We start from the raw sequence: 20,497 nt of genomic DNA, 5'->3' as shown, positions 1-20,497 counted from the left end.
GAAAGACGCTGTTTTTTGGGCATCTTGATCGGTTTCGCCCTAACGGCGGGAGCGGCATGCTGCCCGGCGTCGTTCAGGGGCGCTGCAGCCGGTCTGGAAGGGGTTGCAGGGCACCCGACGGCATCGGGCACGCGAGGAGGGCCTCGGGGCTGAGCGCCCCAAAGGCCTGCTCGCATGCAGTTGTCACCCTCGATCAGGACGCCGCATGTTCGTTGTTGGTCTCGATATCGGTTACAGCAACCTGAAGCTTGCCGCGGGTGCCTGCGGCAGCACGCCGCGGACGCAGGTGCTGCCGGCGGTGGCGGCGCCGCAGCTGCATGTGGCGCAGCGTCTGGAGTCCGGCAACAGCCGCTCGCCGGACGGTATCGCGGTGTCGGTGCACGGACAGCACTGGATCGCCGGGGTGGCCCCGGCGCGGGTCTCCGGCTGGCAGCGCGCGCTGCATGAGGACTACGTGACGAGCGACACCTATCAGGCGCTGCTGCTCGCAGCGCTGCAGGTGATCGGCGCGCAGCGGATCGACCGGCTGGTGACTGGACTGCCCGTGGCACAGGCCATGGAACCTGCCCAGCGCGAGCGGTTGCGCGCGCGGCTGCAGGGCCGCCATGCCCTGACCGACGGTGCGGTGGAGATCGCCGAGGTGCGCGTCATCGCCCAGCCGGTGGGGGCCTTCGTGGAGCTGCTGATGCGCGCGGATGCGCCGACGCTGGAGCGCATCGGTGCCGGCACGGTGCTGGTGATCGATGTGGGGTTTTTCTCGGTGGACTGGGCGGTGCTGGTCAACGGCGACCTGCGCCGCACCGCCTCGGGCACCAGCCTGGAGGCCATGAGCGTGCTCATCGATGCGGCGGCCGAGCGCCTGCGCGGTCAGCGCGCCGGCAAGGCGCCGGTGGCGGCCATCGAGCAGGCGCTGGCGCAGGGGCGCCCGGCGATCCTGTTGCACGGCGACTGGGTGGCGCTCGCACCTTACCTACAGCTCGCGGCCCGCGAGGTCGGCGCAGTGGCGCTGGAGGCGCTGCGCCGGGATCTGCGCCATGAGCAGACCAATGTCGATCTGCTGCTCCTGACCGGGGGCGGGGCGGCGCTGTTCGAGCCAGCGGTGCGCCGGGTGTTTCCGGCGGTGCCGCTGCAGCTGCCGCCAGATCCGGTGGGGGCCAACGCACGGGGGTATTTCCACTATGGCTGCCGCTGAGACCCTGCGCATCCAGGTGTGCCTGAGCGCGCAGCTGCATCCGGAGCTGTTTGCCGTGCTCGCGCCCCTGCCGCCGCGGCGGCGCGCCGAGCGGCTGCGGCAGCTGACACTGCTGGGGCTGGTGGCACAGGGAAGGCCTGTGACGGAGGCCGGCGTCAGGGGCGGCGCCATTCTGCCCCAGGCGCTGCCCGAGGGCGCGCCTGACCGGGCCGACCCGCAGCTCGAGGCCCAGCGCGCGGGCCTGCTTGGGGCGCTGAGCCTGACGGACTGAGATCAGAGCGGGTGCAGACTGGTGCCCAATCTTACCGAAGCCGGGCAGCGCGACCGGACTGCGCCCGGATCAGCATGGAGACGAGAACAACGATGACGATGCGCATGCCACCGAGGATCCGGCCCGAGTCGCTCGTGGAGTCGATTCACCGGCTCAACCGCAGCTATCTGCATACGGTGCGCGACTGGCTGCGGGCTGAGCCGGCACTGGCCCAGGCGCTGTTCGGTCTGGATGAGACGCTCGCGGCCTGGCTGGCGAGCGCCGACAGCGAGGCCATCGAGCGTCTGGCGCGCATGCCGGGGGCGGTGTTTCAGCCGCGGCTGCCGACGGAGTCGCTGCGACTGCTCGCGGCCTGCACGGCGGCGCCCACGCAGCCACTGCCGCAGCTGCATCTGCTGCTGCGCCAACTGAGCGCGCTTGGCCTCGATGACCGCCCGGGGGCGGCCTGATGCGCCTGGGGTCGATGCTTCACGGGCACGCCCGGGTGCAGCTGGCCCTGGCGCTGATCGCGCGGCGCACGCGCCTGTCCATCGTGCATCAGGAGACTGACATTCCACGCGATGCGCTGCGCGCGCTCTATCGCGAGGTGCATGGGGCGCCGGCCCCTTCGGGACAGTTACCCGCCGCCGGGGCGACGGTGATCACGACCCGCTCCCTGCAGCTGCAGGCCTCGTTGTTCGCAACGGCCTATCGGCGGTTTCGGCAGTTGCCGGCTGCGGGTGAGCAGGACCCGGCGAACGCGCGTCAGGCCCGGCCGATTCAGGCCGTGATCCGCGCACATGATGCCCTGCACGCCTTGCTCGGGGCCGAGAACAGCCTGGACATGACGCGCTGCTGGACCCTGGCGCGCGACCTGCGCAATGGCGATGCCGAGCTTCACCACTGCCCCACCTGCGAGATCGACTATCTGATCACCCGCAACGGGCGCTTCGATCAGGACTGTCCGCTCTGCGCACTGTATCGCTGCGCCGGGCTGTCGGTGAGGGCGCTGGGGCGACGTCGCGGAACCGTCATCCGCACGCCTGGATCGGGCTGATTGCTCCTGAGGCGCAGGCTTAACGACGCCTGCGACACCGAGAGACACCCTCACAACGCCGGGGCAAGCGCCTCGGCGATCGCTTGGGCCAGGCTCGGCCCGTCGAATACCGCCGGCATGATGTCGGCCCGCAGTCCCAAGCCCGAGAGCGCCGCGGCCGTAGTCGTGCCGATGGCGGCGATGCGCACGCCTTCCGGGATCTGATGGCTGCCCATGGCGGCGAAGAAATGCTCCACCGTGGATGGGCTGGTAAACGACAGGCAGTCGATGCCGCCGCTATCGAGCAGTCTGCGGATGCGCTCGGCATCGGCAAGCGCGGGCTTGCGGTTCTCGTAGACGGTCAATTCCGTGCAACGCCCTCCCCGCTCTGAAATGACGCTCGGAATGGTGCCGAGCGAGCGACTGCCGCGCACGAACAACAGGTCCTGGTCGATGATCCGCCCGGGGTCGATGGAGGCCATCAGATGCACCGCATCAGCCACCGTCGGCAGCGGCTCGGTGCCGACGCCATAGCCGGCCAGGGCCTCGGCGGTGGCCCGCCCGACGGCCCAGACGCGGCTCTGGCGCAGCTCGGCGAGGACCGCTGGCGCGTCGCGGCGCAGGCGCTCGCAGAGACACTGGACGGCATTGACGCTGGTGAAGAAGACGCCGGCAACGCGCTTGAGGTCCGGCGGTGCCCAGTCGTTCAGGCAGCTGATCTCGATGGTGGGGAAGAGGATGGGCGCAAGGCCCGCCTGCTCCAGTGCCGTCATGAGGGGCTGCGCCTGGTGCCGGGTTCGGGTGACGAGAACGGTCTTCATGGTCGATGGGGGCTCGCTGACGCGGTCTTCGGTGACAGCCTGGTCGGCGCTGGATCAGACATACGCCACCATAGCGGATGGCGATGCGCAGGACAGCGCGTCTTTGTAGCCATTTGTAGCCATTTGTAGCCAGCTCGACAGGGAGCCCGCGGGCGTGGGATGCCCGACACAGAATCAACAACTTGCCTCACCGCTCGCGTCCAAGGGCGTCCTGATCCACGGGTTTGTAGCCAATGTAGCCAATGTAGCCAGGGGTTGTGGTTGCGGCGCGATTTCACGTTTGCCCGCCAGGGCTGGCTACATTGGCTACAGTCATCGTCCAAGCGCGTCCGCCCGCGGGATCAAAGCGGATGTCGCCGCCTCGGACGGCAAGTGCACTGGGGCAGCATAACCCCGATGGACCTGGCTACACTGGCGGCTTTCGCGACTGCCGATCCGAGATCACCGCTCCGCCGCCGATGCCCCGCCAGCTCATGCACATCGATCTCGACGCCTTCTATGCGGCGGTCGAGCAGCCCGGTCGGCCCGTAGTGGAGCCGGTCTCCATCGATGAGGCCTATCTGGACTGCTCAGGCCTGGAGCGGCTGATCGGACCGCCCGAGGTGATCGGCCGTCGCGCCAAGGCGGTGATCCGCGAGGCCGTCGGTCTGACCGCCTCGGTGGGTCTGGGGCCGAACCGGCTCATCGCGAAGCTGGCCTCCGACCGTCAACGGGCATACATGGGTGTCGGCCCTGGACGCTGACTGTGACTATCGTATCTTCCACTGCTATGACCGCGCAGCGGACTACCGGGCACTGGAGCGGTTGCTCGCCGCTGACCGCCCGGTGATCGTCGCGCACCCGAACGCCCTGGGGACCGATCTTAAGCGGGTCCCACCCGAGTGCCTGGTGGAGATCAACAACCGCTATGTCTGGCGCTGCGACTGGCGGCAGTTCTACGGCCCCTTCCGCAAGCGCTTTCGCTTCGTCATCGGCTCCGATGCCCATCAGCCGAACTGGCTGAATCAGACCGTTGCGCGCCATGTGGCCGCAGCCTTGGACATTCACGAGACGCTCGTGTTCGCAGACTGAGGCCGTTTAGCAGGCGTTGCGGCGGCGAACTGTTGCAGCCGCGCTGCAAACCAGGGTCAAGGCCGCGGTGCGTGTGCCTCTTCGGCGGGCACAAACAGCGCCATGACTTCCGCGATCGCCACATCCGCCCCCTCCAGCGAGAAGCGCATTTGGCGCTCGCCCGTCTCCTTGGCGCTGTAGCGCACGGTCAGCGTCTCTCCCGCCAGCAGGCTGCGCAACGGGGTATCCGCTCGGTGAAGCTCGCGCGCATGCCCGATCACGAGCGAGACGTACCTGGGGCCAGCATGGCGCAGCTCGGCTGGATCGGCACCGATGCGGCTGGCAACGCCGTCCGTCACTGCCATGAGCGACCATTCCTCGGATCCAGACACCTGCCAATGCAGGTCCAGCCCCTGATCGAAAGTCTCCGGGCCATCCGGTGGTAGCAGGAAGGTGGCCCAGATCCTGTCCTCGTGGCTCGGCGCATAGATCTTGAAGCCGTAGGCTTGTGCATTACGGACAGCGGCGATCCGCACCGTCGCGGCATTGATGTCGTCGTCGAACGCGGTCAGCGTCCAGGTCTCCGCGGCTTGCGCCGCTGTTGCACCGACAAGCCAGGCGACCATCACTGCTGTCCAGACTGTTCTGATGAGGCGCACCTGATTTCCTCGATGGAGTTGCATCGCTTCGGCACCGGCGATCCGCTGGCGCCCTATCTCGGCGGTCCTTCGACGGCCACCGCCGCGCCACCGATGGTGACTCCTTCACGCCAGCAGGTCCAAGACACCCATCAATCCCCGCCCGGCCGCCACCGCACCGAAGGCGACAACGTCCTGTTCCTGGCTCGACTGCTCCTGCCTGGGCTCAACCTTACTGCTTGCGACCGCGAGCCTTGCAACGCAGGTGCACGTCGGGCGTATCCTGCGCAGCGCATGCAACTCGCCGCTGAAGAATTGGAGTGGGCCCTCAACGGCCACATTTTGGAGTCCATGTAGGGGCGATTCGGCCGCCCGTCTGCTCAAGCCGAGGAGATCGAGCGATCGCCGGCTGCAGTAGCGGCGATTCGGCTCTGCCCTTCGCTCGCAGGCCAACATCCTGCCAGCCAACGCACCGCAGCCTGCACCCGAGGACTGTGGCGAGCAGCAGCCCTCACCCCTTTTCGACCGCGCGCCCCCTCTCAAGGCCGCAGCCAAAGCTTTGATGCCCATCACGCGTCGACATTTCTTTCTAGCCAACTGCACGACCGCGTGGCGAGCAGTCAGCGATCACTCGTGACTTCACCAGTCTTGACGGTAATGTCCGAGCTACGACCGTTGGCGCTCTGTGGCGAGTCGACAGCAAAGGAACCATAAGCGGACGCGGTCATTGCCGACTTACCCTGATGCCGGTCATTCTTCCTCTGAACTCGGGTAACGATCCGAGGGGACGATCTCAATCGACCGTATGCCGCTGCGCCCACGATTTCGACAGCTGGCCACCCATGACGAACACGGTTTACCAAACAGTGACCTGCAGCCCGGGGGCCATCGCCACGAGCTTCACCACCACTGGAATTGACGTAGCGCAATCCGTGTTATGACTGACGGCGGTATAGTGCCGAAGCGTCGAGCAAGAATACACGTAAGTCAAGATGTGGAGGTCGCCACGACGGCGGACGTTGACGACCAGGCGATCGGGAACCGGGCACGAACGCTGCGGCACCCGCCGCGGGAGAACGCAACATGATCAAGCCTAAGCGAAAGCGGAAAGGTCGCCAGAATCTCGGCTGCCTGCTGGCCTGCGCCGCAACGCTCGCCGCGGCCGATCAGCCGGTGCGCCTCGCCACCTGGAACGTGGAGACCATCGGCGAGCCCGGCAGTGACCAGTACGCGGCGGCCAATTCGGTGCTCGCGCGCCTCGGCGCCGACATCGTCGCCATCCAGGAAGTGGCCAGCGCGGCGGATACGACCTATGTCGCGCAACTCGCCGTCGATCTCGGGTATGCCAATGTCACGGTCGCCCCCGCGGGGCCGTTCGGGTCGCTGCGCGCGGCCGTGCTCTCGGATTTTCCAATCACGACGAGCGGGGCCTGGTCGGCGGCGGACCTCTCCGGCGACCCCGATGCCAATGACCTGACGCGCTATATCCTCGCGGCGACGGTGGATGTGACCGGCGCCGACGATCGGCTGAGCGTCATCGTCAACCACTGGAAATCCGGCGCCACCAACACCGACGAGTACCGCCGTGCCATCGAGTCGACGCGGATCGGTCAGGTCGTCCTCAACATCGAGGATGGAACCGAGCCCTACATCGTCACGGGCGACGTCAACGAAGACATCCGCGATCTGCCGCTGACCCCGACGGCCTTCACGGAGATCCCCACCGACCTGCCCGAGGCCTTCGACACCGGCGCGGACATCGAGACGCTGTTGAGCAGCACCGGCCTGATCAACGATCCCTTCACCCCCGTCACCGACTGGGCGGCCATGCTCGATGCCAAGCAGGTCGATGACAACTATGCCACGCGCCCGGACTCCGGGCGACGCCTCGACTACCTCTTCGCCAGCGCGAACATCGCAGCCCTGGGCGCGCAGGTCTACGACTGCGCCGACGAGTCCCTGATGCTCGGTCTGCCGCTCGTGGGCGACCCACTCGAGGCTACGGTGTGCCCGGCGGCATCAGATCATCTGCCGGTGTTCGCGGATCTCACGGTGCCGACCTATGCCGATCCGGACGTCTGTCCGCCGAGCGGCGAGTTGGTGCTGGCCAATCGGACGCTTTCGACATCAGCGCAGTATGTCTGCCCGTCGATCACGCTCGGGCCGAATCTGGTCATCGCCTCGGAGGCGGCCGTCACGGTGCAGGCCAGCGTGCGGATCAGCATGCAACCGGGCGTCGCAGTGGCTGCAGGGGCGACGCTGCGCGCGGGAATCACGCGCGATAGCACATCCCGAACGGCATTCTGACGACGAGACTCAAACCGACCTGCACGCGTCCGCATCGGCATGCGCTATGACGTCTGAAATGACAGGACGTGCTGCATTGCCATCGTGTCGGTGTCACGGTGCAACAGGGTTACCATTGAGGAGTCAACCGGCGCTCATTGCAGCCATCCATCATCCAGCAACGCAGTCTCATCGCCCATGTCGTCCATTCGCGCGCCACAGACGCTGTTTGCCGTCGCTCTAGTTCTGCTCTCGTTTCTCGACAGTGCATTGGCTCAAACCGGGGATGTCTGGCAAGCCGAGCCTTTTCACAAGCCGCTCCCAGCACTTCGCGCCCTTGATGGTCAGTCAAGCGACGAATCCATCGCTGCCGTCAACGGTTTCTGCGGCGAGGCTCAGCGCATCATCACCTCAAGCGAGGTTAGCGTCAGCAACCTGATTTACCATCAATGGGATGCTTTCGTCGGTTCCAGCGCCACTCCCTACTCTGTTGTCGAAGGCGCCACTCCACTCACTTATGACCCACCGGTGGCGCCCGATTTGCCACTCAGCAGCATGCAGCACATCCTGTACGGCGAGCACGGACGCACCCATCGCGTCTATCCGCGGATCCTCTCCTGCAAGATGAAGAACGCAGCCTACCTGCAAGCGACTGACCCCACGCTCTGGGTCATTGACGAACCCTGCCAAGCGATCAACGCCGCCTCACTCGAGACGTTACTGACCGGTCTACCGCGCTGGCAACAGCGCTTGGTCCGCCGTCAGGTGGTGCTCGACGAGGACGCGCTCTTCGCCAGCGGCGCACAATGGACTGAGGGATTTCCTGACTCCCCGTATCCCGTGCTCTACCGCGCCTTTCTTGGCGGACCCCTCCATATCAAGGCGAGCGCCCTGTACATCTCGCCCCACCCGGACGACGTGCCAGCCCCGCCGCCTTATGACAACTTCATCGCCTTCTGCAATGCCACGGGAGGACATCAAGGCTTCTTAGGCAGCGCCTGCGAGCCGCGAAAATGGGGTGTCCGTTACTGTCACTTGCCGTCGCTGGAGTACCTTCGCCTGGCGTTGAATCGCCAGGTACAGGTGCCCGTCTGCGGGACCGCAAGTGCTGATCCTCGCGTCTGCCAGTGAGGGTGATGACGATGGTGATTCCGCAGGCCCAGCGGAAAATGCACACCCGGGAGGCAGCCAAGGTCAGGGCGCACGACGATGGCACTCCCCACCCCCGGCATTTGATCACCATCGTTTACCTCGTCGCAGGCGAGCTGAACCAACGACCTGCCTCCCCATTCAAGATTCCGGTGGCTGCAAAGGACTTACTCTAAAGCAATGGGGCTGAACTGCTTGCCCACACTAAACCTAAGAGCGCAAAATGTACACAATTTTCAAAATACTGCAAAACCGAATCTGATTCCCTCAATCCCTCTCTTGGTCTTGATCCTTTTGCAATGGGCCTGGCGTTGAGGATGTGCTGGTTACACTGATGGATGCACATCCGTGCGCTCCCGGATTGAGCTGCTGACAAGTGATCGCATCAGCGCTCAGTCCGAAGTTCGCGAACGAGCGGGGCCAGGATTGAGTACAGCCTACACATCGCCTCAACACTCTGCTCGATGGCGGCCGCCCAGGTACTCTCGACGCGCCAGCCGCCCGGATAATTAACCCCAATCCAGCAGCTTTTCTTGTCGTCCAGGCGATACCAATTGAGCGGCTCACCGAGCTTGGTCTCGATCTGCTGTTTCCTATCCAGGAGTGCATCAAATACGGCCTTGTTCTCACTCGCTTCTGGAAACTCCAGATAGAGCGCAGCGCTCGTCTGGTCCTCTTGGACCGCGTAGCACCAGGAGACGCCGTCGCGTTTGGCGCAGAGCCAGCTTTGCTTTCCGGGCGATATGCGGGCATGCAGGTCCGAGCGGACTTTTGCCGCATCAAGAAGTTGGGTCCAGAACGCGAGCCGCGCCTTGTGACGACCCATAAGCGCTTGATTACCCGCATCGTCATCTCGATCTACAGGCACTCCGATAGGCAACGGTTCTGGCGGCTTTTCGCCATCAAGGTCCAAACGCGACGGATTCCAAACCCACTCGGCGATGCGGATATACAGCTCCAGGCGTTCCTGCTGCTCGTCGGGGCCGAAGGCATCGTAGGCGCGAAACGGCAGCCCCGTCCGATCAATCAGGGCGGAGAAGGCTGGGTTGTTCTGGTACGCGAGCGGGTGCAGGCTGCGGGCGAGCAGGTTCGCGCTGTGGGTCGCGTAGGCGTCGCGCTTCTGCTCGTAGACGGCATCCCCCAGGCTCTGGTTGATGCCGCGCTGCAGCAGCACCAGGCCGCCGATGCGGTTGCGCTCGGTCTCGAAATCCGAGGGGTGCGGGAACCACTGCGTAAACCGCTCGTACTGGTCCGCCCAGATGTGCTCGATCTCGAAGGGGCGTCCGCGGCCCTCGGAGATCAGATCCTCGAAGTGAGAGGCGACGCCGCACTGGCTGTCGACCCAGTGGGTCAGCCGCACCAGGATGTGGCGCACCTGGCGGTAGTTCTGCTGATGCAGCCGGAAACGGGGCTCCCCGGCAAAGCTCTCAGGCTGCGCGTCGAGTTGGTCGCGAAGGTATTCAGAAAGTGCCGCCACATTGCGGTGGCGCAGCTCTTTGGTGAGTTGGAACAGGGTGTAGCGCACCGACGAGTAGGCGATGGTGCGGAAGCTCCAGACGCGCCGGGCGAGCCAAATGTCCAGAAAGTCGGCGACCAGAGCGACCTTGCGCCGCACCGCCTCCGGCGGGTCGTCTGGCGCCAGGGGGGCGAGTATCGCCTGGGTCTGCAAGGTGAACCCGCGCTCGGCGTTGTAGCGGATCGACTCCCAGCCCGGCGTCAGCGTACCGGCAGCGCGGCGGATTTCACCGTAACGCCGGGCATAGAAGTCAAGGTCACCCTTGACGAAGCGGATGAACCCTTTCTCGTCCGCCAGACCGAGTTGGTCCTTCTGATCCCGCACCCAGCGGTGGAACTCCGAGCCGATGCGCTCGAAGTCCTTGTTCTCCGCGCCCCTCTTACCGGGCCGGATGGTCTGGGCGTGGCGGGCGCGCAGCCAGTCCTTGAAGAAGTCCACGTCCTCCTCGTCACCGACCTCCCGCAGGGCCTGCATCTTCGCCTTCCAGGTGGCGTTGACGGCGCGTTGGTCGTCCTCGTGGGTGATGTTGGCGAGCACGTAGCCCTTGAGCATTTCCGGCAGGCTCAGCGAGAGCCCGCGGTCGTTCATGGTCTCGAAGATGGTGTAGGCATCCTCATCCGAGTACGCCTCGATGGCGACCAGGTGGACGTTCTCCAGTAGCCAGTCGATGAAGTAGGGCAGCGGCTCGGCGGCGATCTCCCCCGGAAAGTGATCGACGATATTGGCATAGCGCGCGGCGACGTTACGCACCGATTCGCCCTCACCGGTCAGCTCCGGCATGCGTCCCTCCAACAGCGTCTGCATGACCTCCGCGCGGTCGGGCACGTCGAGGTTGAAGCTCTTTCGGCCGAACTTCTCCGAGTAGATCAGGGTGCGGACATCGACCTGCTCGTCGCGATCCGCCTGCAGGTTGTGCAGGTAGATCAGCAGCAGGGACAGTGTGGTCAGACGCTGCTGGCCATCGACGACGAAACGCTGGCCACGCTTGTGGCTCAGTACCACCGAACCGAGGAAGTAGTGCCCGTAGCGCTCCACCTCGTGTCGAGCGTGACCGTCCTCGTAGTAGTCGAGGAACTTGCCGGTGAGATCGTCGATCAACTCACGAACCTGGCGCTCCTGCCAGGCGTATTCGCGCTGGTAGAAGTCGATTGCGTACTTGGCCTTGTCCAGCAACTCTCGGATGGTGCGGGCGCGGCCATCGATGGCCCTGAGGGGCTCGCTGGTGTAGCTATTCATGCGGCGGTTTCCTCGTCGATGGGGGCGCGGACCATGAGGAGGTCTTCCATCACTGCAATGCGTAACGTGCGATGCGTGCTCATCTCCACCTCAGTCGAGGCAACTCGGTTGTCAGCCGCCTTCTGCGGTAGCGATCCATCGCCATCAGGGGCGGAACGGATAAGGTCAGCTGGCCGTCATCCTCCACGTGCGTGCTCCGATGCTTCGGGAACAGCAGGTACGTGGTGGGATTGGACGCCCCCGCCACCATCGGTATGCCGAGCTCATGCCGTCTTGCACCGTTGATCGCGATGCCTTACCTATGTTTCTGCCCTGGTTAGCAGGACAGTCATTCGCCGAGACCGACAATTGATGGCTGGCTGTCGGCAGGGATGTCGGCGACACGGGGACGTGATCGTCGCCTGAGGGTCTATCACCGCTCTGCCGACGCCCTGGTCTTCACCGTGGCGAAGACCTCCGCCTTATGCACCAGGTAGGGCTGAATCCACTGCAGCCGACTCTGGCTCAGCCGCTCGCCGAAGCGGATGCGCTTGAAGTGTCCGCGCTTCCAATGCGGGCGAATGCGGTTTTTGGCTTCATCACGGGCGTGCAGTGTAGCTCCCGCCCCGGCGTCGGGGACGCTGTTCGGGCCGAGCAGCGTCCGGTTGTAGGTGGCCTCGAGCTTCGCCCGCCGCGCGGCCGTCAGCTTGCCGTATCTGCGGTACTTGCGCTCAAGTGCATCGCGCTCATCGATCCGCGCTTGCTCGGCATCGGCGAGATTCAGATAGAGCAGCACCTTGGCGAGCGCCAGGACCATGGGCCTGACCAGTTGCACCTCCTCTGGGTTGGCGGGACGCATGCCGGGGACCTCATAGATCTCCGGGCGCTGGAAGTAGGTCAGATGCCGCTCCAGCAGCGTGCTCAGGCACTCGTCCTCGTCCTGGATGAAGAGCACCAGATCCTGCGAGGCATCATCGAGGGCATTCTTCTTGCCGACAGGCGAGCCGGTCAGGACCAGTTCCACCACCCGCGTCGGCTTATCGGGGTCGAGTTGCAGCGCCCGATTGCGCCCATCTTTGTGGTGCAGGGCGTGATGCGGCGGCACGCTGTAGGTGCCCACATAGACCCCTTCGAGCTCATGGAGTCCCGACACCTGATTGGGCACGCGGAGATCGCTGGGACGGGGAAAGGCGATGTAGGCGAGCGGATGCGGGCATCGGAAGAAGCGTGCCGGCAAGCCGCTCACGAGATCCGTCTCGGCCAACAGGGCCTGCAGGGCCGGCGTCACCGCCAGGATGGGATCGCCATGGGCGCGCAGTCGCGCGCGCGTCAGCATCAGGATGAAGGTGCCCATGTTGACGCTGGCGGGCATGCCCAGATGCACCAGGGCCAGGGCGTTGAGCCCGGGCAAGGCGTTGATGAGCCATTCGGTGGTGACGCTCTCGTCCGTGAGAGACGGACGCAGGTCCTCCAGGAGACCCAGGTTGGCGAACACCTCGGTATCGAACGCGTGCCCCAGGGCCGCATCCATGCGCACGGGGTGCGGCAGGGCGAGGATTTTCGGATCCTGCAGACGCTCCATCAGGGGCGCTCCGTAAAATCGATGAGGTGCTCGCTGCTCAACGGGTGGCCGTGCAATAGCCGCTGGTCGCGTCGGTGCGATATCCGTTTGGACAACTGTTGCCCGTCTTGGGGACGACCGCTCGGGCGTTGTCGGTGCCGCGACAATATCCCGAGGTGCCGTCGGTGAAGTAGCCGCTCGGGCAGGAGGTCGTCAGCTTTCTGACCACGATCCTGGTATCGGCGGGATTGAACGGGACGCAATAGCCCGAGGTCCCGTCGGTGCGGTAACCGCTCGGACAACTGCTGGTCAGCTTGAGGACGGGCTCGGCGGCGAAGACCGGGTTGGCGAGCGCTGCAGCGAGGAGGACCGGGATGCAACGCCGGTACGGTGCGGTGATCATGAACATCGTAGTCCTGCTCATCGTGTTGGTTAACGGCGCGAAGAGGCCAAGGGATGGCACTTCAGCTGGGGCATGTTAAGGCTGCGGGGAGGCGCTGGCTGATGACCTGCGGTCGCAGGCAGCACCTACAGCCCGTTCGCCCTCTCATTCACGCGAGCACCGACGTGCTCAGCGCATTGCTCCTGACCGCGCCCCTTTTCGATCTCGACCACTCGATGACGATGGCGTGCGCTCAGTGCCTCACCTCCTCTTCAAAGACATCTACCTTCCCCGTCACCTCCGCCAGCGCCGAGACCAGGTTCTGCATACCAGCGGTTACTATGGACAGGGTCTCTTCGTCCAGGTCTCCTGAGCGAAGCAGCTTCTGCAGCAGATCCGGTTGAACTTCACCGCAGCGCCGTTCGTAGTACCCCACGGCAACGGCGAGCAACCGGGCCGCTTCTGCGAGCTGTTCCTTGGTCGCGTCGTCGATCAGGGCGTCGGCCATCCCAATCGCAGCAACGAACCCGAGCGGGTCCCTCATCATCACCTTCGACGACAGTAGCCGGGGAATGGCAGCGTCCGCGATTGCGTCACCTCGACATCGGCATACCGACCATCGGAAAAGCGCGGGCAGTCACGTGCCAGCCCCTGGCTGATCAATTCGGCGCCGATATCGGTCCCGTCATCGAGAAAACAGACACCAACCTTGCGGTCGTGCGTGCGCTCGCCCGTCAGTTCGCAGCGCAGACGCTGACCCGAGACGATCCGCTGCATCGCTTCTTTCGATGCGCGGCCCCATTTTTCCCTGAGCTCGGGTGCGGCGACGCCCTGCAGACGGATCGCAACCCCCTGCACTTCGATGGTGTCGCCATCACGCACATGGGTGGCGCGGCCGAGGAGGGTCTCGGCCTGCAGGGCGGGCGCGGCGATCACTGCGGCGATCAGCGCCAGACGCAGGCGTCCAGGCGTATGAATGGCCAACTTCTCCTCCGGCAATCGACTGTTGGTTGTGCTTGATTCCTTCAGCGGGTGCTGGCGTCCGTCCTGGCGCCGCTGACGTGTGTCATGAGTCTACGGGGCAGGCACGGTTGGCGCAAGCGGGGGCGAGCGTCGCCGTCATTGCGCGAAGGCCACCTCATCCACTTGTCGTTGGGCGACGAGCTCGGCGATGGCCTGCACGCGCGCCCGCGACGGGCCGTTGAGGTTGCTGCCATACCCCGATCCGTAGTACTCGCAGTAGTAGGCCGCGAGCTTGTAGCCAAGGCGCCCGTCGTGCGGATGCCAGAGACAGATCGTCAGCGCCTCCTCGATCAGCAGCAAGGCCTTCGATTTGACCACGCGGACTGAGTCCCACCGCAGATTCGTGTGCTCGTCCTGGAAGGCCTTGAGCCGTCCATGCAACGCCCGCATCGCCATTGGGGTGAGCGCGCCGCGCGCCTGAACGTCCGCGAGCAGCGCGCGTGCGTCCGCCAACAAGGCCGCTGCCGGGTCAGATGCCGGGACGTCCTCAGCGGCAGCCTGCTCGGCGATCCAGAGGGCGAAGGCGATAAGCCGCCCGGGCCTGTCGAACCACTTCTTCAGGACCGTGAGACGAGTGAGCTCCGCAAAGCCCTTGCGATCGATCTCCTCGACGATGGAAGCGAGTTTTTGATGAATCGTTGCTGCCATAGGCCATTCGACCGGTCAACATCCGGGCTTTGAATTTGAATTCACAAGAGACGACTTTTCACGTCAGCGCGCGCTTCATACAGCTAACCGAAACCGATTCAGAGTTCATGATGCCGTGGGAGAGCGACGATGCACGAAGGATGAACAGAGGGCAATTGCGTCTGCTATGCTGTGCTACGGGACGACGGTTCAAATGTCGTTCAATGTTCATGATGAACAACGAACATCACTCAGTGGAATTGCCGATGCCTAATCCAAAAGAACGACTATCATCGCCTCCCCCTACTCCCTGGTTTTGGCTCATTCTCATTTTTGGCTTTGCGCTGGCGTTTGTGCTGCTGATCCTGTTTCCGAATAGCCTGGCCTTCGAGGCGATTGTCACTTGGCTCTTCTTCATCGTCATCATCCGCGTGATGGTGGTCGTTCTGCAGGACCTTTCAGAGCCATCGCCTGTGCGGCAGTCTCGCCGACGGGTGAATCGGGACACAAGCCGTCCCGTCAGCCACCGACCATCGTCTCCACCGCGTTGGTCAACCCGGTCGGACTGGCTCGGCCCGTTCAACCCGGACGACGGGCTCAGCAGCCGGCTCTCACCGCAGACCATTGACCGCATCGATGACTCGATGCCGACAACCTTCTCCGATGGTGAACCCTGGGACTGATGGTCCGCCGGAGAACTGTCTTGAGACTCGCTCGGCGCCTGTGACGCCCCCACCTCGGCAGGGCTGACCACGCGCCAGGTCAGTACTGGAATCGAATCTTTGGGGTGCGGTAATGGTGTGAAAGCATCTGCCTACAATGCTTGAGCATGTGCAGCGGGTATCATTCCATTCGTATCGGCCCCACTGCTTCAGACTGTTTGTTGATCGGCTTCGATTCGGTCGGAATACGCGTTCGCCGCATCGGCCAACGCGTCTAGCGAGTCATTCCACTGCAAGGAGGCACGACGCCATTCAGTGTAATCAAACCGACCTTGTCCAAACGCGGCCAGAAAGCGCTCGGCATCAACGAGGCCAAGCGCTTGAATCAACGCCTGCATTCCCTGCTGTCGAATTTCTGCATCAGTTTTCATACCAATTCTCCAACAGGGCCAAAGCGTCGCCGGGCAGCAATGCGACAATGTCATTTTGTTTTCGAAGCCGATTCAACAGTCGATCATCCGTGGTCACAAAAAGTTGCGCACCGCCTATGATGGCCGATGCCACATGCAGGGCATCATAGTCCTTAATCCCATATTCGATTAGCCGTTTAGCCTTCTCACGCACCCTCACATCAGCCACGACCCGTTGCTTGGCAAGCCATCGCCACTGCTGAATCGCGTAGCGCCTTTCCGGAAAGGGATTCTGGGCGTTCTCGTAGTCAAGCACCGACGACCACACCAACTCATTCAGCCCCTCCCGAATGCGCTCTTGTATCAACAGCTTCGCCTCGGTTTCCAAATGAATGCGCGAAAAACGCTGATCGTCGTAAGGACGATTGAAGCAACACAGATCGAGATAAACCCGACGCTGCAAACGGTTGTCCTGAGTCATATGTTCGCTGTCGTCTCTCTAGGCCTCTCAAGTCACTGAATCGACCTTTGGGGTTTCCATCCAACCCCTGCGATTGGGACGCGCCTGCCGAAGCGCGAATGCTCAACATGGCGCAGGCTGTCGTAGCCGCGCATCTCCATGGGCCTTGTGCGAAAAACGTTCTCGCCCCGAGGCAGCGCTTTAAAGCTATTGGCCGAAACCGATCTCTGCATGCGGTTATGCGCAGAAAGGGTATATCCATCGGGCTCCGTGGTCCACACGGGGCGACGAAGCCTGTACAAGACTCACAGCGCTTGCCTGACGCTTGTACACCGTTTCCTCGACGCGTGACCCGCCGGGATGATCTAGCAGCGCTGCTTGCGACGCTACTGGAGGGCTGTGGCATCCGAACATGGTCGACCCGTAGCCAAACTGATCGACATTGCCAGGGTCTGACCGGTGTCGTGCTTCGCCTGGAGACTCAACCCCGCGGTCGGGCCGTCTCCAGCGACGCAAGCACCTGCTCCCAGCCAATCTGGGCGCGATTGCCCGCCACGCCTTCGTAGTAGCTGTGTTCGCTCGCATCCGCCGGCAGTCCGGCCCAGATGCGCGAGAGGTTGTGCGCGAAGCGCTCGTTGGAGAGCCCGCCGGCCTGCCAGGCATCGAGTCCGGCATCGCGCGCGAGCACGAGCCCCATGCGATCCTGCAGCGCCGGCGTGAAGCGCTCCTCGCCCGTGAGGCCCAGGCGCTGCATCAGCCCCTCCAAGGTGTCGTCGATGATCTGGTAGCGCCCCACGGGCGAGCCGCCGCGCTCGGCGACCAGCTGTTCCTGCAGCGTGCGTACCTCGTTTAAGGTCAGCTCGCTGAGCTGCACCGCTTGCTGATCGGCGTCTCGGTAGAGGGCGTTGTAGTTGCCACGCGATTCCGGGGCGGCGATCAGGTCCAGCACCTGGCCCTGGCTGCCGCCGGAGACACTCTCGTGGATCAGACGCCCTGGCCCAGCAGGCGCGGGACTGGACGTGGGCGACGCACTGGCTTGGTCCAACCCCGCCAGCTCGGCCTGTGCCCGATTGTAGGCGATGAGTCCGGTGAGCTTGCTGTTGTCGAGGCTGTGCGCGGCCTGCGTCAGCTGCTCGGCGATGGCGCGCCCGAGCACCGGGCCGTGCGTCTCCATGAGCTGGTCATGGGCCGCCTGCTGCGCCGGGCTCGTGAGCAGCAGAAAACCGAGCGGGCCGTGCGCGATCAGGGCATTGTTCATCTGCCCGCGATAGAAGGTCTCCTGTGCCTCGGTCAAGGCCCCCGGTGGCAGGGTCTGCAGCTGATAGGTCGCCAGATCACCGATGGCGTCTCCAAAGCGCACGGCGGCCGCATGTGTCGCCTCGGGCAGGTCCTCGCCGCGGCGCAGGGCACTGACGAAGCCCTCGAAGGCCTCGGTGGCCCGCTCGCCCTGGATCAGGCCGCGACGCAGCAGGTTCTCCACCCCGCCGGCGATCCCGTCGGTGCCGAGCTCCGCGGGCGAGCGCTGGCGGTTGGCCTCGGCGATGATCTGCCGCTGCCAGTGCGCGGCGCGCTGCCCGGCCAGGCGCTGCGCGTTGGCGAGGCGCTGTTGCTCAACCCGGGTCTGGCCGCCGTCGTGGAGGCGCTCGACCGCGCCGGTCCCCGTCGTGGCCGTGCTGCGATCGGCAAAGTCCCCCTGTGCCTGGGTGCGCAGACTCGCCGTCTCGCCGCTTGGGTCATACAGCCCCGCCGCGCCCACCGCCGCCCGTGTCTCGCCGAAGCCCCCTGCCCCGCCATGCAGTGCCGCTCCAGCCGCGGGATCGGCCCCACTGCCGCCGGGTCCCGCAAAGGCCTCGCCGAGGAGGCCGAAGGCTGCCTCACGCGCCTGCAGTCGCTCGTCCGCCGTCAGTTCCCGCTCCGGGCGCGCATAGCCGGCCAGCAGATGCATGGCCGCCGCAGCGCGGGCCTGCTCCGGATTGGCGAAGACGCCCATGGCGTTGTACCAGCTCGTCACGCGCTCATGGTCTCCGGTCAGGTTCAGCCGGTCGATGGCACCATAGGCACGCTGGGCCAAGGCGGGATCACTGGCCAACCGCTGGCCGACCTCGGCGGCGCGGTAGCTGCCCGAGGCGGCGGCCGATTGCGACAGGCGCTCGGCACGCTGATGGCTGCGGCTGTCCTGCACCACATCGCTCGCGCTCTGCTGCAGCTGGGCGCTGTCCTGGCTGCTCAGGCCTTGGGTGAAGACGCTGCGCACGCCCTGGCGCTCGTCCTGGCTGACCGCGCTGGCAAGGCTCGACTGGAAGCTGGTGTCGCTGCTGACCTTGTGTGCGATGTCGTCGGCGATCTGGCGCGAGAGCTGTTCATTGACCTGGTATTGGCTCTGTAGCCGCCCGGAGAGCTCACCCTCGATCCAACTGCGCGACTTGCCCGCACCGCCGAATCCGAGGCCCGTTGTCAGTAGACCGGTGAGCTGATTGCTCGACAATCCGGAGTCCGAGTACTTCTGCGCCAGACTGCTGCCCGCACTGTAGAGCGTGCGATCGGTCTCGCTCGTGCTGGCCGAGTAATCGGTGCCGAGCGAGCGCTGTTCGAAGGATTCCTGATTGCGCCCCGCCGAGCGGCTCGCCAACTGACCGAGCGAGCGCACGAACTGCTGCGAGGACTGCGCCAGCGCCTGATCGGTGAGCGCGCTCTCGCGCGCGGCCTGGGTGCCCATGTCGAAGCGCGGCAGCACTGACTCCGACCCCACGGCCGCGGTGCCGCCATAGGGGGTGTGCTGAAAGCCCGAGCTGACGCCGAGCACCGGCGCGCTCGAGAGCACCTTGGGTGCCAGCGCCTGCTCGTCGATATGATCGCTGCCGCGCAGCCGCCCGGCCAGATGCGTGGCGGTCACCGCGCTGCCGTAGATCAGCATCAGCGCAATCGCCGGCGTGGCCGCCGCGAGCATGCCGCCCGTGGCCAGATAGTCCTGCAGCACCAGGTCCATCTGCAGCAGGCCGTAGAAGGAGAAGGGATCGAGCTGGGCGCTCACCTCCAGCGCCGAGAGGTCCCGCCCCGCGGCCATCATCAGGTAGAGATTGACGATGGCGAGCACCGGCAGCCAGAGCTGGGTCCAGAGCGCGAACAGCAGCCACTTGCCGGCGAGGCTGATGCCCACGGGACCGAGCGCCACGGCAAAGGCCATGAGGGGGGCCACGGCATAAAGAAAGCCCTCGAAGAAGGTCATCATGGGACGCACGATGTTCATGAACAACGCCTGCTCCGCCGACCACTGCGCATTGCGCTGGGCGATGGCCTGCTGCACCGTGGTCGCCGCCGACCACTGCAGGCGGTTCTCGTGGGTGAGCACGATGCCCTTCTCCAGCCAGCCCAAGGCCGTGGACATGAGCATGTACTGCTGCGCATCGCGCCCGGCGCCGGCCAGGGCATCGAGGGCCGCCTGCAGCTTGGTCTCCACATCCGCGATCGTGGCCACGCCGAAGCGCGCGGCCAGGGTCTGTTTCAGCGCCGGCACGAAGCTCGCGGGGAGATAGTCCGCCAACCGCCGCCAGGCCTCATCACAGGGCAGCATCAGGGGCTGGCCGGCATCAAAGAGCTCAGTCGTGAAGGCCAGATTGTCGCTCGCGAGCGCCGTGGTGATATCCGGTGCCTGCAGCACATCGTCCAGCGTGCGCCGGTGGGTATCCACATCCGCGAGCACGCAGTCGGCCACATAGTTCACCATGGCGCGCTCCACATCGGTGCCCGGTGTCGGCGCGTTCGCCGCCCCCAGCGAGGCCCGCGACAGGGTCGCCTTGCGCACCGCGGTCAGGGTCTGCAGGGCATCGGCGAATCCCTGCCCGGTCATGGCCGGGGTGGCGAAGGCCTGCTCCATGAGCCGCGTGACGCCATAGCCGACGTTGGACATGGCCGAACCGACCGCCGCGGGGCCGATGGGCACGTTGTCCACCACGCGCACCGAGCCGGTGTAGGCATCCTCCACCGTCACCGACACCGAGGCGCCGAAGGCGAGCAGATAGACCAGCAGCGCAATGAAGAAGCGCCCGAAATAGAGGGTGTTGTTGACGATGCCCTGGAACAACCCGAGGATCACGCCGACCACCAGGCCCACGGCCACGAGCTGGCGGAAGTTGCCGGTGCCCGTGAGGGCGGCGACGGCATTGAGGATCTGGGTCAGGAAGGCGGCATCGCCGATGGAGTGGATCTCGAACATGGACGC

Annotated in this window: 21 protein-coding genes; 10 read left to right on the top strand and 11 right to left on the bottom strand. The window is 65.0% G+C overall.

Annotated elements, in window-relative coordinates; translation table 11 throughout:
- Nucleotides 1-205 precede the first annotated feature (205 nt).
- The 4 genes from F2Q65_RS14935 to F2Q65_RS14920 all read left to right on the top strand — a co-directional run bounded on the left by F2Q65_RS14935 (nucleotide 206) and on the right by F2Q65_RS14920 (nucleotide 2,499).
- Entirely contained in the window at nucleotides 206-1,192 is a 987-nt protein-coding gene (locus F2Q65_RS14935) for a ParM/StbA family protein (RefSeq protein WP_150094210.1), read from the top strand.
- Nucleotides 1,179-1,463: a hypothetical protein gene (locus F2Q65_RS14930; protein WP_150094209.1), complete on the top strand. Its 285-nt coding sequence runs from the start codon at nucleotides 1,179-1,181 to the stop codon at nucleotides 1,461-1,463. The genes F2Q65_RS14935 and F2Q65_RS14930 overlap by 14 nt, the downstream gene beginning before the upstream one ends.
- A gap of 134 nt (nucleotides 1,464-1,597) precedes the next feature.
- The gene (locus F2Q65_RS14925) at nucleotides 1,598-1,912 is read left to right on the top strand and encodes a hypothetical protein (protein WP_150094208.1); all 315 of its coding nucleotides are present in this window, start codon (nucleotides 1,598-1,600) and stop codon (nucleotides 1,910-1,912) included.
- Between the two features lie 14 nt (nucleotides 1,913-1,926).
- A complete protein-coding gene (locus F2Q65_RS14920) occupies nucleotides 1,927-2,499 on the top strand; it encodes a FlhC family transcriptional regulator (RefSeq protein ID WP_170265758.1) in 573 nt (190 codons plus the stop codon).
- Nucleotides 2,500-2,549: 50 nt separating this feature from the next.
- Here the strand turns inward: F2Q65_RS14920 and F2Q65_RS14915 are convergent, their stop codons facing one another.
- Nucleotides 2,550-3,299, bottom strand: a complete 750-nt coding sequence (locus tag F2Q65_RS14915; RefSeq protein ID WP_150094206.1) for a uroporphyrinogen-III synthase — start codon at nucleotides 3,297-3,299, stop codon at nucleotides 2,550-2,552.
- A 473-nt stretch (nucleotides 3,300-3,772) separates the two neighbouring features.
- Here F2Q65_RS14915 and F2Q65_RS14910 point away from each other — a divergent pair, with 473 nt between their 5' ends.
- A complete protein-coding gene (locus tag F2Q65_RS14910) occupies nucleotides 3,773-4,042 on the top strand; it encodes a Y-family DNA polymerase (protein ID WP_246156259.1) in 270 nt (89 codons plus the stop codon).
- A complete protein-coding gene (locus tag F2Q65_RS14905) occupies nucleotides 4,023-4,370 on the top strand; it encodes a PHP domain-containing protein (protein WP_150094205.1) in 348 nt (115 codons plus the stop codon). Before F2Q65_RS14910 ends, F2Q65_RS14905 begins: the two co-directional genes overlap by 20 nt.
- A 56-nt stretch (nucleotides 4,371-4,426) precedes the next feature.
- Here F2Q65_RS14905 and F2Q65_RS14900 read toward each other — a convergent pair whose 3' ends face one another.
- On the bottom strand, nucleotides 4,427-4,975 hold the full coding sequence (locus F2Q65_RS14900; protein ID WP_150094204.1) for a hypothetical protein: 549 nt from the start codon (nucleotides 4,973-4,975) through the stop codon (nucleotides 4,427-4,429).
- Between the two features lie 45 nt (nucleotides 4,976-5,020).
- Here F2Q65_RS14900 and F2Q65_RS14895 point away from each other — a divergent pair, with 45 nt between their 5' ends.
- The 3 genes from F2Q65_RS14895 to F2Q65_RS14885 all read left to right on the top strand — a co-directional run bounded on the left by F2Q65_RS14895 (nucleotide 5,021) and on the right by F2Q65_RS14885 (nucleotide 8,404).
- On the top strand, nucleotides 5,021-5,344 hold the full coding sequence (locus F2Q65_RS14895) for a hypothetical protein (RefSeq protein ID WP_150094203.1): 324 nt from the start codon (nucleotides 5,021-5,023) through the stop codon (nucleotides 5,342-5,344).
- Between the two features lie 726 nt (nucleotides 5,345-6,070).
- A complete protein-coding gene (locus F2Q65_RS14890) occupies nucleotides 6,071-7,294 on the top strand; it encodes an endonuclease/exonuclease/phosphatase family protein (protein WP_150094202.1) in 1,224 nt (407 codons plus the stop codon).
- A 177-nt stretch (nucleotides 7,295-7,471) separates the two neighbouring features.
- Nucleotides 7,472-8,404 (top strand): hypothetical protein, encoded by a 933-nt coding sequence (locus F2Q65_RS14885; RefSeq protein ID WP_150094201.1) that lies wholly within the window; start codon nucleotides 7,472-7,474, stop codon nucleotides 8,402-8,404.
- Between the two features lie 403 nt (nucleotides 8,405-8,807).
- Here F2Q65_RS14885 and F2Q65_RS14880 read toward each other — a convergent pair whose 3' ends face one another.
- The 6 genes from F2Q65_RS14880 to F2Q65_RS14855 all read right to left on the bottom strand — a co-directional run bounded on the left by F2Q65_RS14880 (nucleotide 8,808) and on the right by F2Q65_RS14855 (nucleotide 14,767).
- Nucleotides 8,808-11,174: a DUF4268 domain-containing protein gene (locus tag F2Q65_RS14880; RefSeq protein WP_150094200.1), complete on the bottom strand. Its 2,367-nt coding sequence runs from the start codon at nucleotides 11,172-11,174 to the stop codon at nucleotides 8,808-8,810.
- A gap of 412 nt (nucleotides 11,175-11,586) precedes the next feature.
- Entirely contained in the window at nucleotides 11,587-12,735 is a 1,149-nt protein-coding gene (locus F2Q65_RS14875; RefSeq protein WP_150094199.1) for an AcrVA2 family anti-CRISPR protein, read from the bottom strand.
- A gap of 37 nt (nucleotides 12,736-12,772) precedes the next feature.
- Nucleotides 12,773-13,123: a hypothetical protein gene (locus F2Q65_RS14870; RefSeq protein ID WP_150094198.1), complete on the bottom strand. Its 351-nt coding sequence runs from the start codon at nucleotides 13,121-13,123 to the stop codon at nucleotides 12,773-12,775.
- A 226-nt stretch (nucleotides 13,124-13,349) separates the two neighbouring features.
- Entirely contained in the window at nucleotides 13,350-13,604 is a 255-nt protein-coding gene (locus F2Q65_RS14865) for a hypothetical protein (protein WP_150094197.1), read from the bottom strand.
- A 38-nt stretch (nucleotides 13,605-13,642) separates the two neighbouring features.
- Nucleotides 13,643-14,080 (bottom strand): thermonuclease family protein, encoded by a 438-nt coding sequence (locus F2Q65_RS14860; RefSeq protein WP_211354052.1) that lies wholly within the window; start codon nucleotides 14,078-14,080, stop codon nucleotides 13,643-13,645.
- A gap of 135 nt (nucleotides 14,081-14,215) precedes the next feature.
- On the bottom strand, nucleotides 14,216-14,767 hold the full coding sequence (locus tag F2Q65_RS14855) for a hypothetical protein (RefSeq protein WP_150094196.1): 552 nt from the start codon (nucleotides 14,765-14,767) through the stop codon (nucleotides 14,216-14,218).
- A 209-nt stretch (nucleotides 14,768-14,976) separates the two neighbouring features.
- Between F2Q65_RS14855 and F2Q65_RS14850 the strand changes: the two genes are divergently transcribed.
- Nucleotides 14,977-15,429: a hypothetical protein gene (locus tag F2Q65_RS14850; protein WP_170265754.1), complete on the top strand. Its 453-nt coding sequence runs from the start codon at nucleotides 14,977-14,979 to the stop codon at nucleotides 15,427-15,429.
- 188 nt (nucleotides 15,430-15,617) lie between these two features.
- Here F2Q65_RS14850 and F2Q65_RS14845 read toward each other — a convergent pair whose 3' ends face one another.
- From F2Q65_RS14845 to F2Q65_RS14835, 3 genes are all read right to left on the bottom strand, one after another.
- A complete protein-coding gene (locus tag F2Q65_RS14845) occupies nucleotides 15,618-15,839 on the bottom strand; it encodes a hypothetical protein (protein WP_150094194.1) in 222 nt (73 codons plus the stop codon).
- Nucleotides 15,829-16,299 (bottom strand): PIN domain-containing protein, encoded by a 471-nt coding sequence (locus F2Q65_RS14840; RefSeq protein WP_150094193.1) that lies wholly within the window; start codon nucleotides 16,297-16,299, stop codon nucleotides 15,829-15,831. Before F2Q65_RS14840 ends, F2Q65_RS14845 begins: the two co-directional genes overlap by 11 nt.
- A 460-nt stretch (nucleotides 16,300-16,759) precedes the next feature.
- Nucleotides 16,760-20,491 carry a conjugal transfer protein TraG N-terminal domain-containing protein gene (locus F2Q65_RS14835; RefSeq protein WP_150094192.1) on the bottom strand — a complete coding sequence of 1,244 codons (3,732 nt, stop codon included), beginning with the start codon at nucleotides 20,489-20,491 and terminating at the stop codon, nucleotides 16,760-16,762.
- Nucleotides 20,492-20,497: the final 6 nt, after the last annotated feature.

This window comes from Thiohalocapsa marina, from assembly GCF_008632335.1.
Taxonomy (GTDB): Bacteria; Pseudomonadota; Gammaproteobacteria; order Chromatiales; family Chromatiaceae; genus Thiohalocapsa; species Thiohalocapsa marina.
This window is presented reverse-complemented; position numbering and strand designations above follow the sequence as displayed.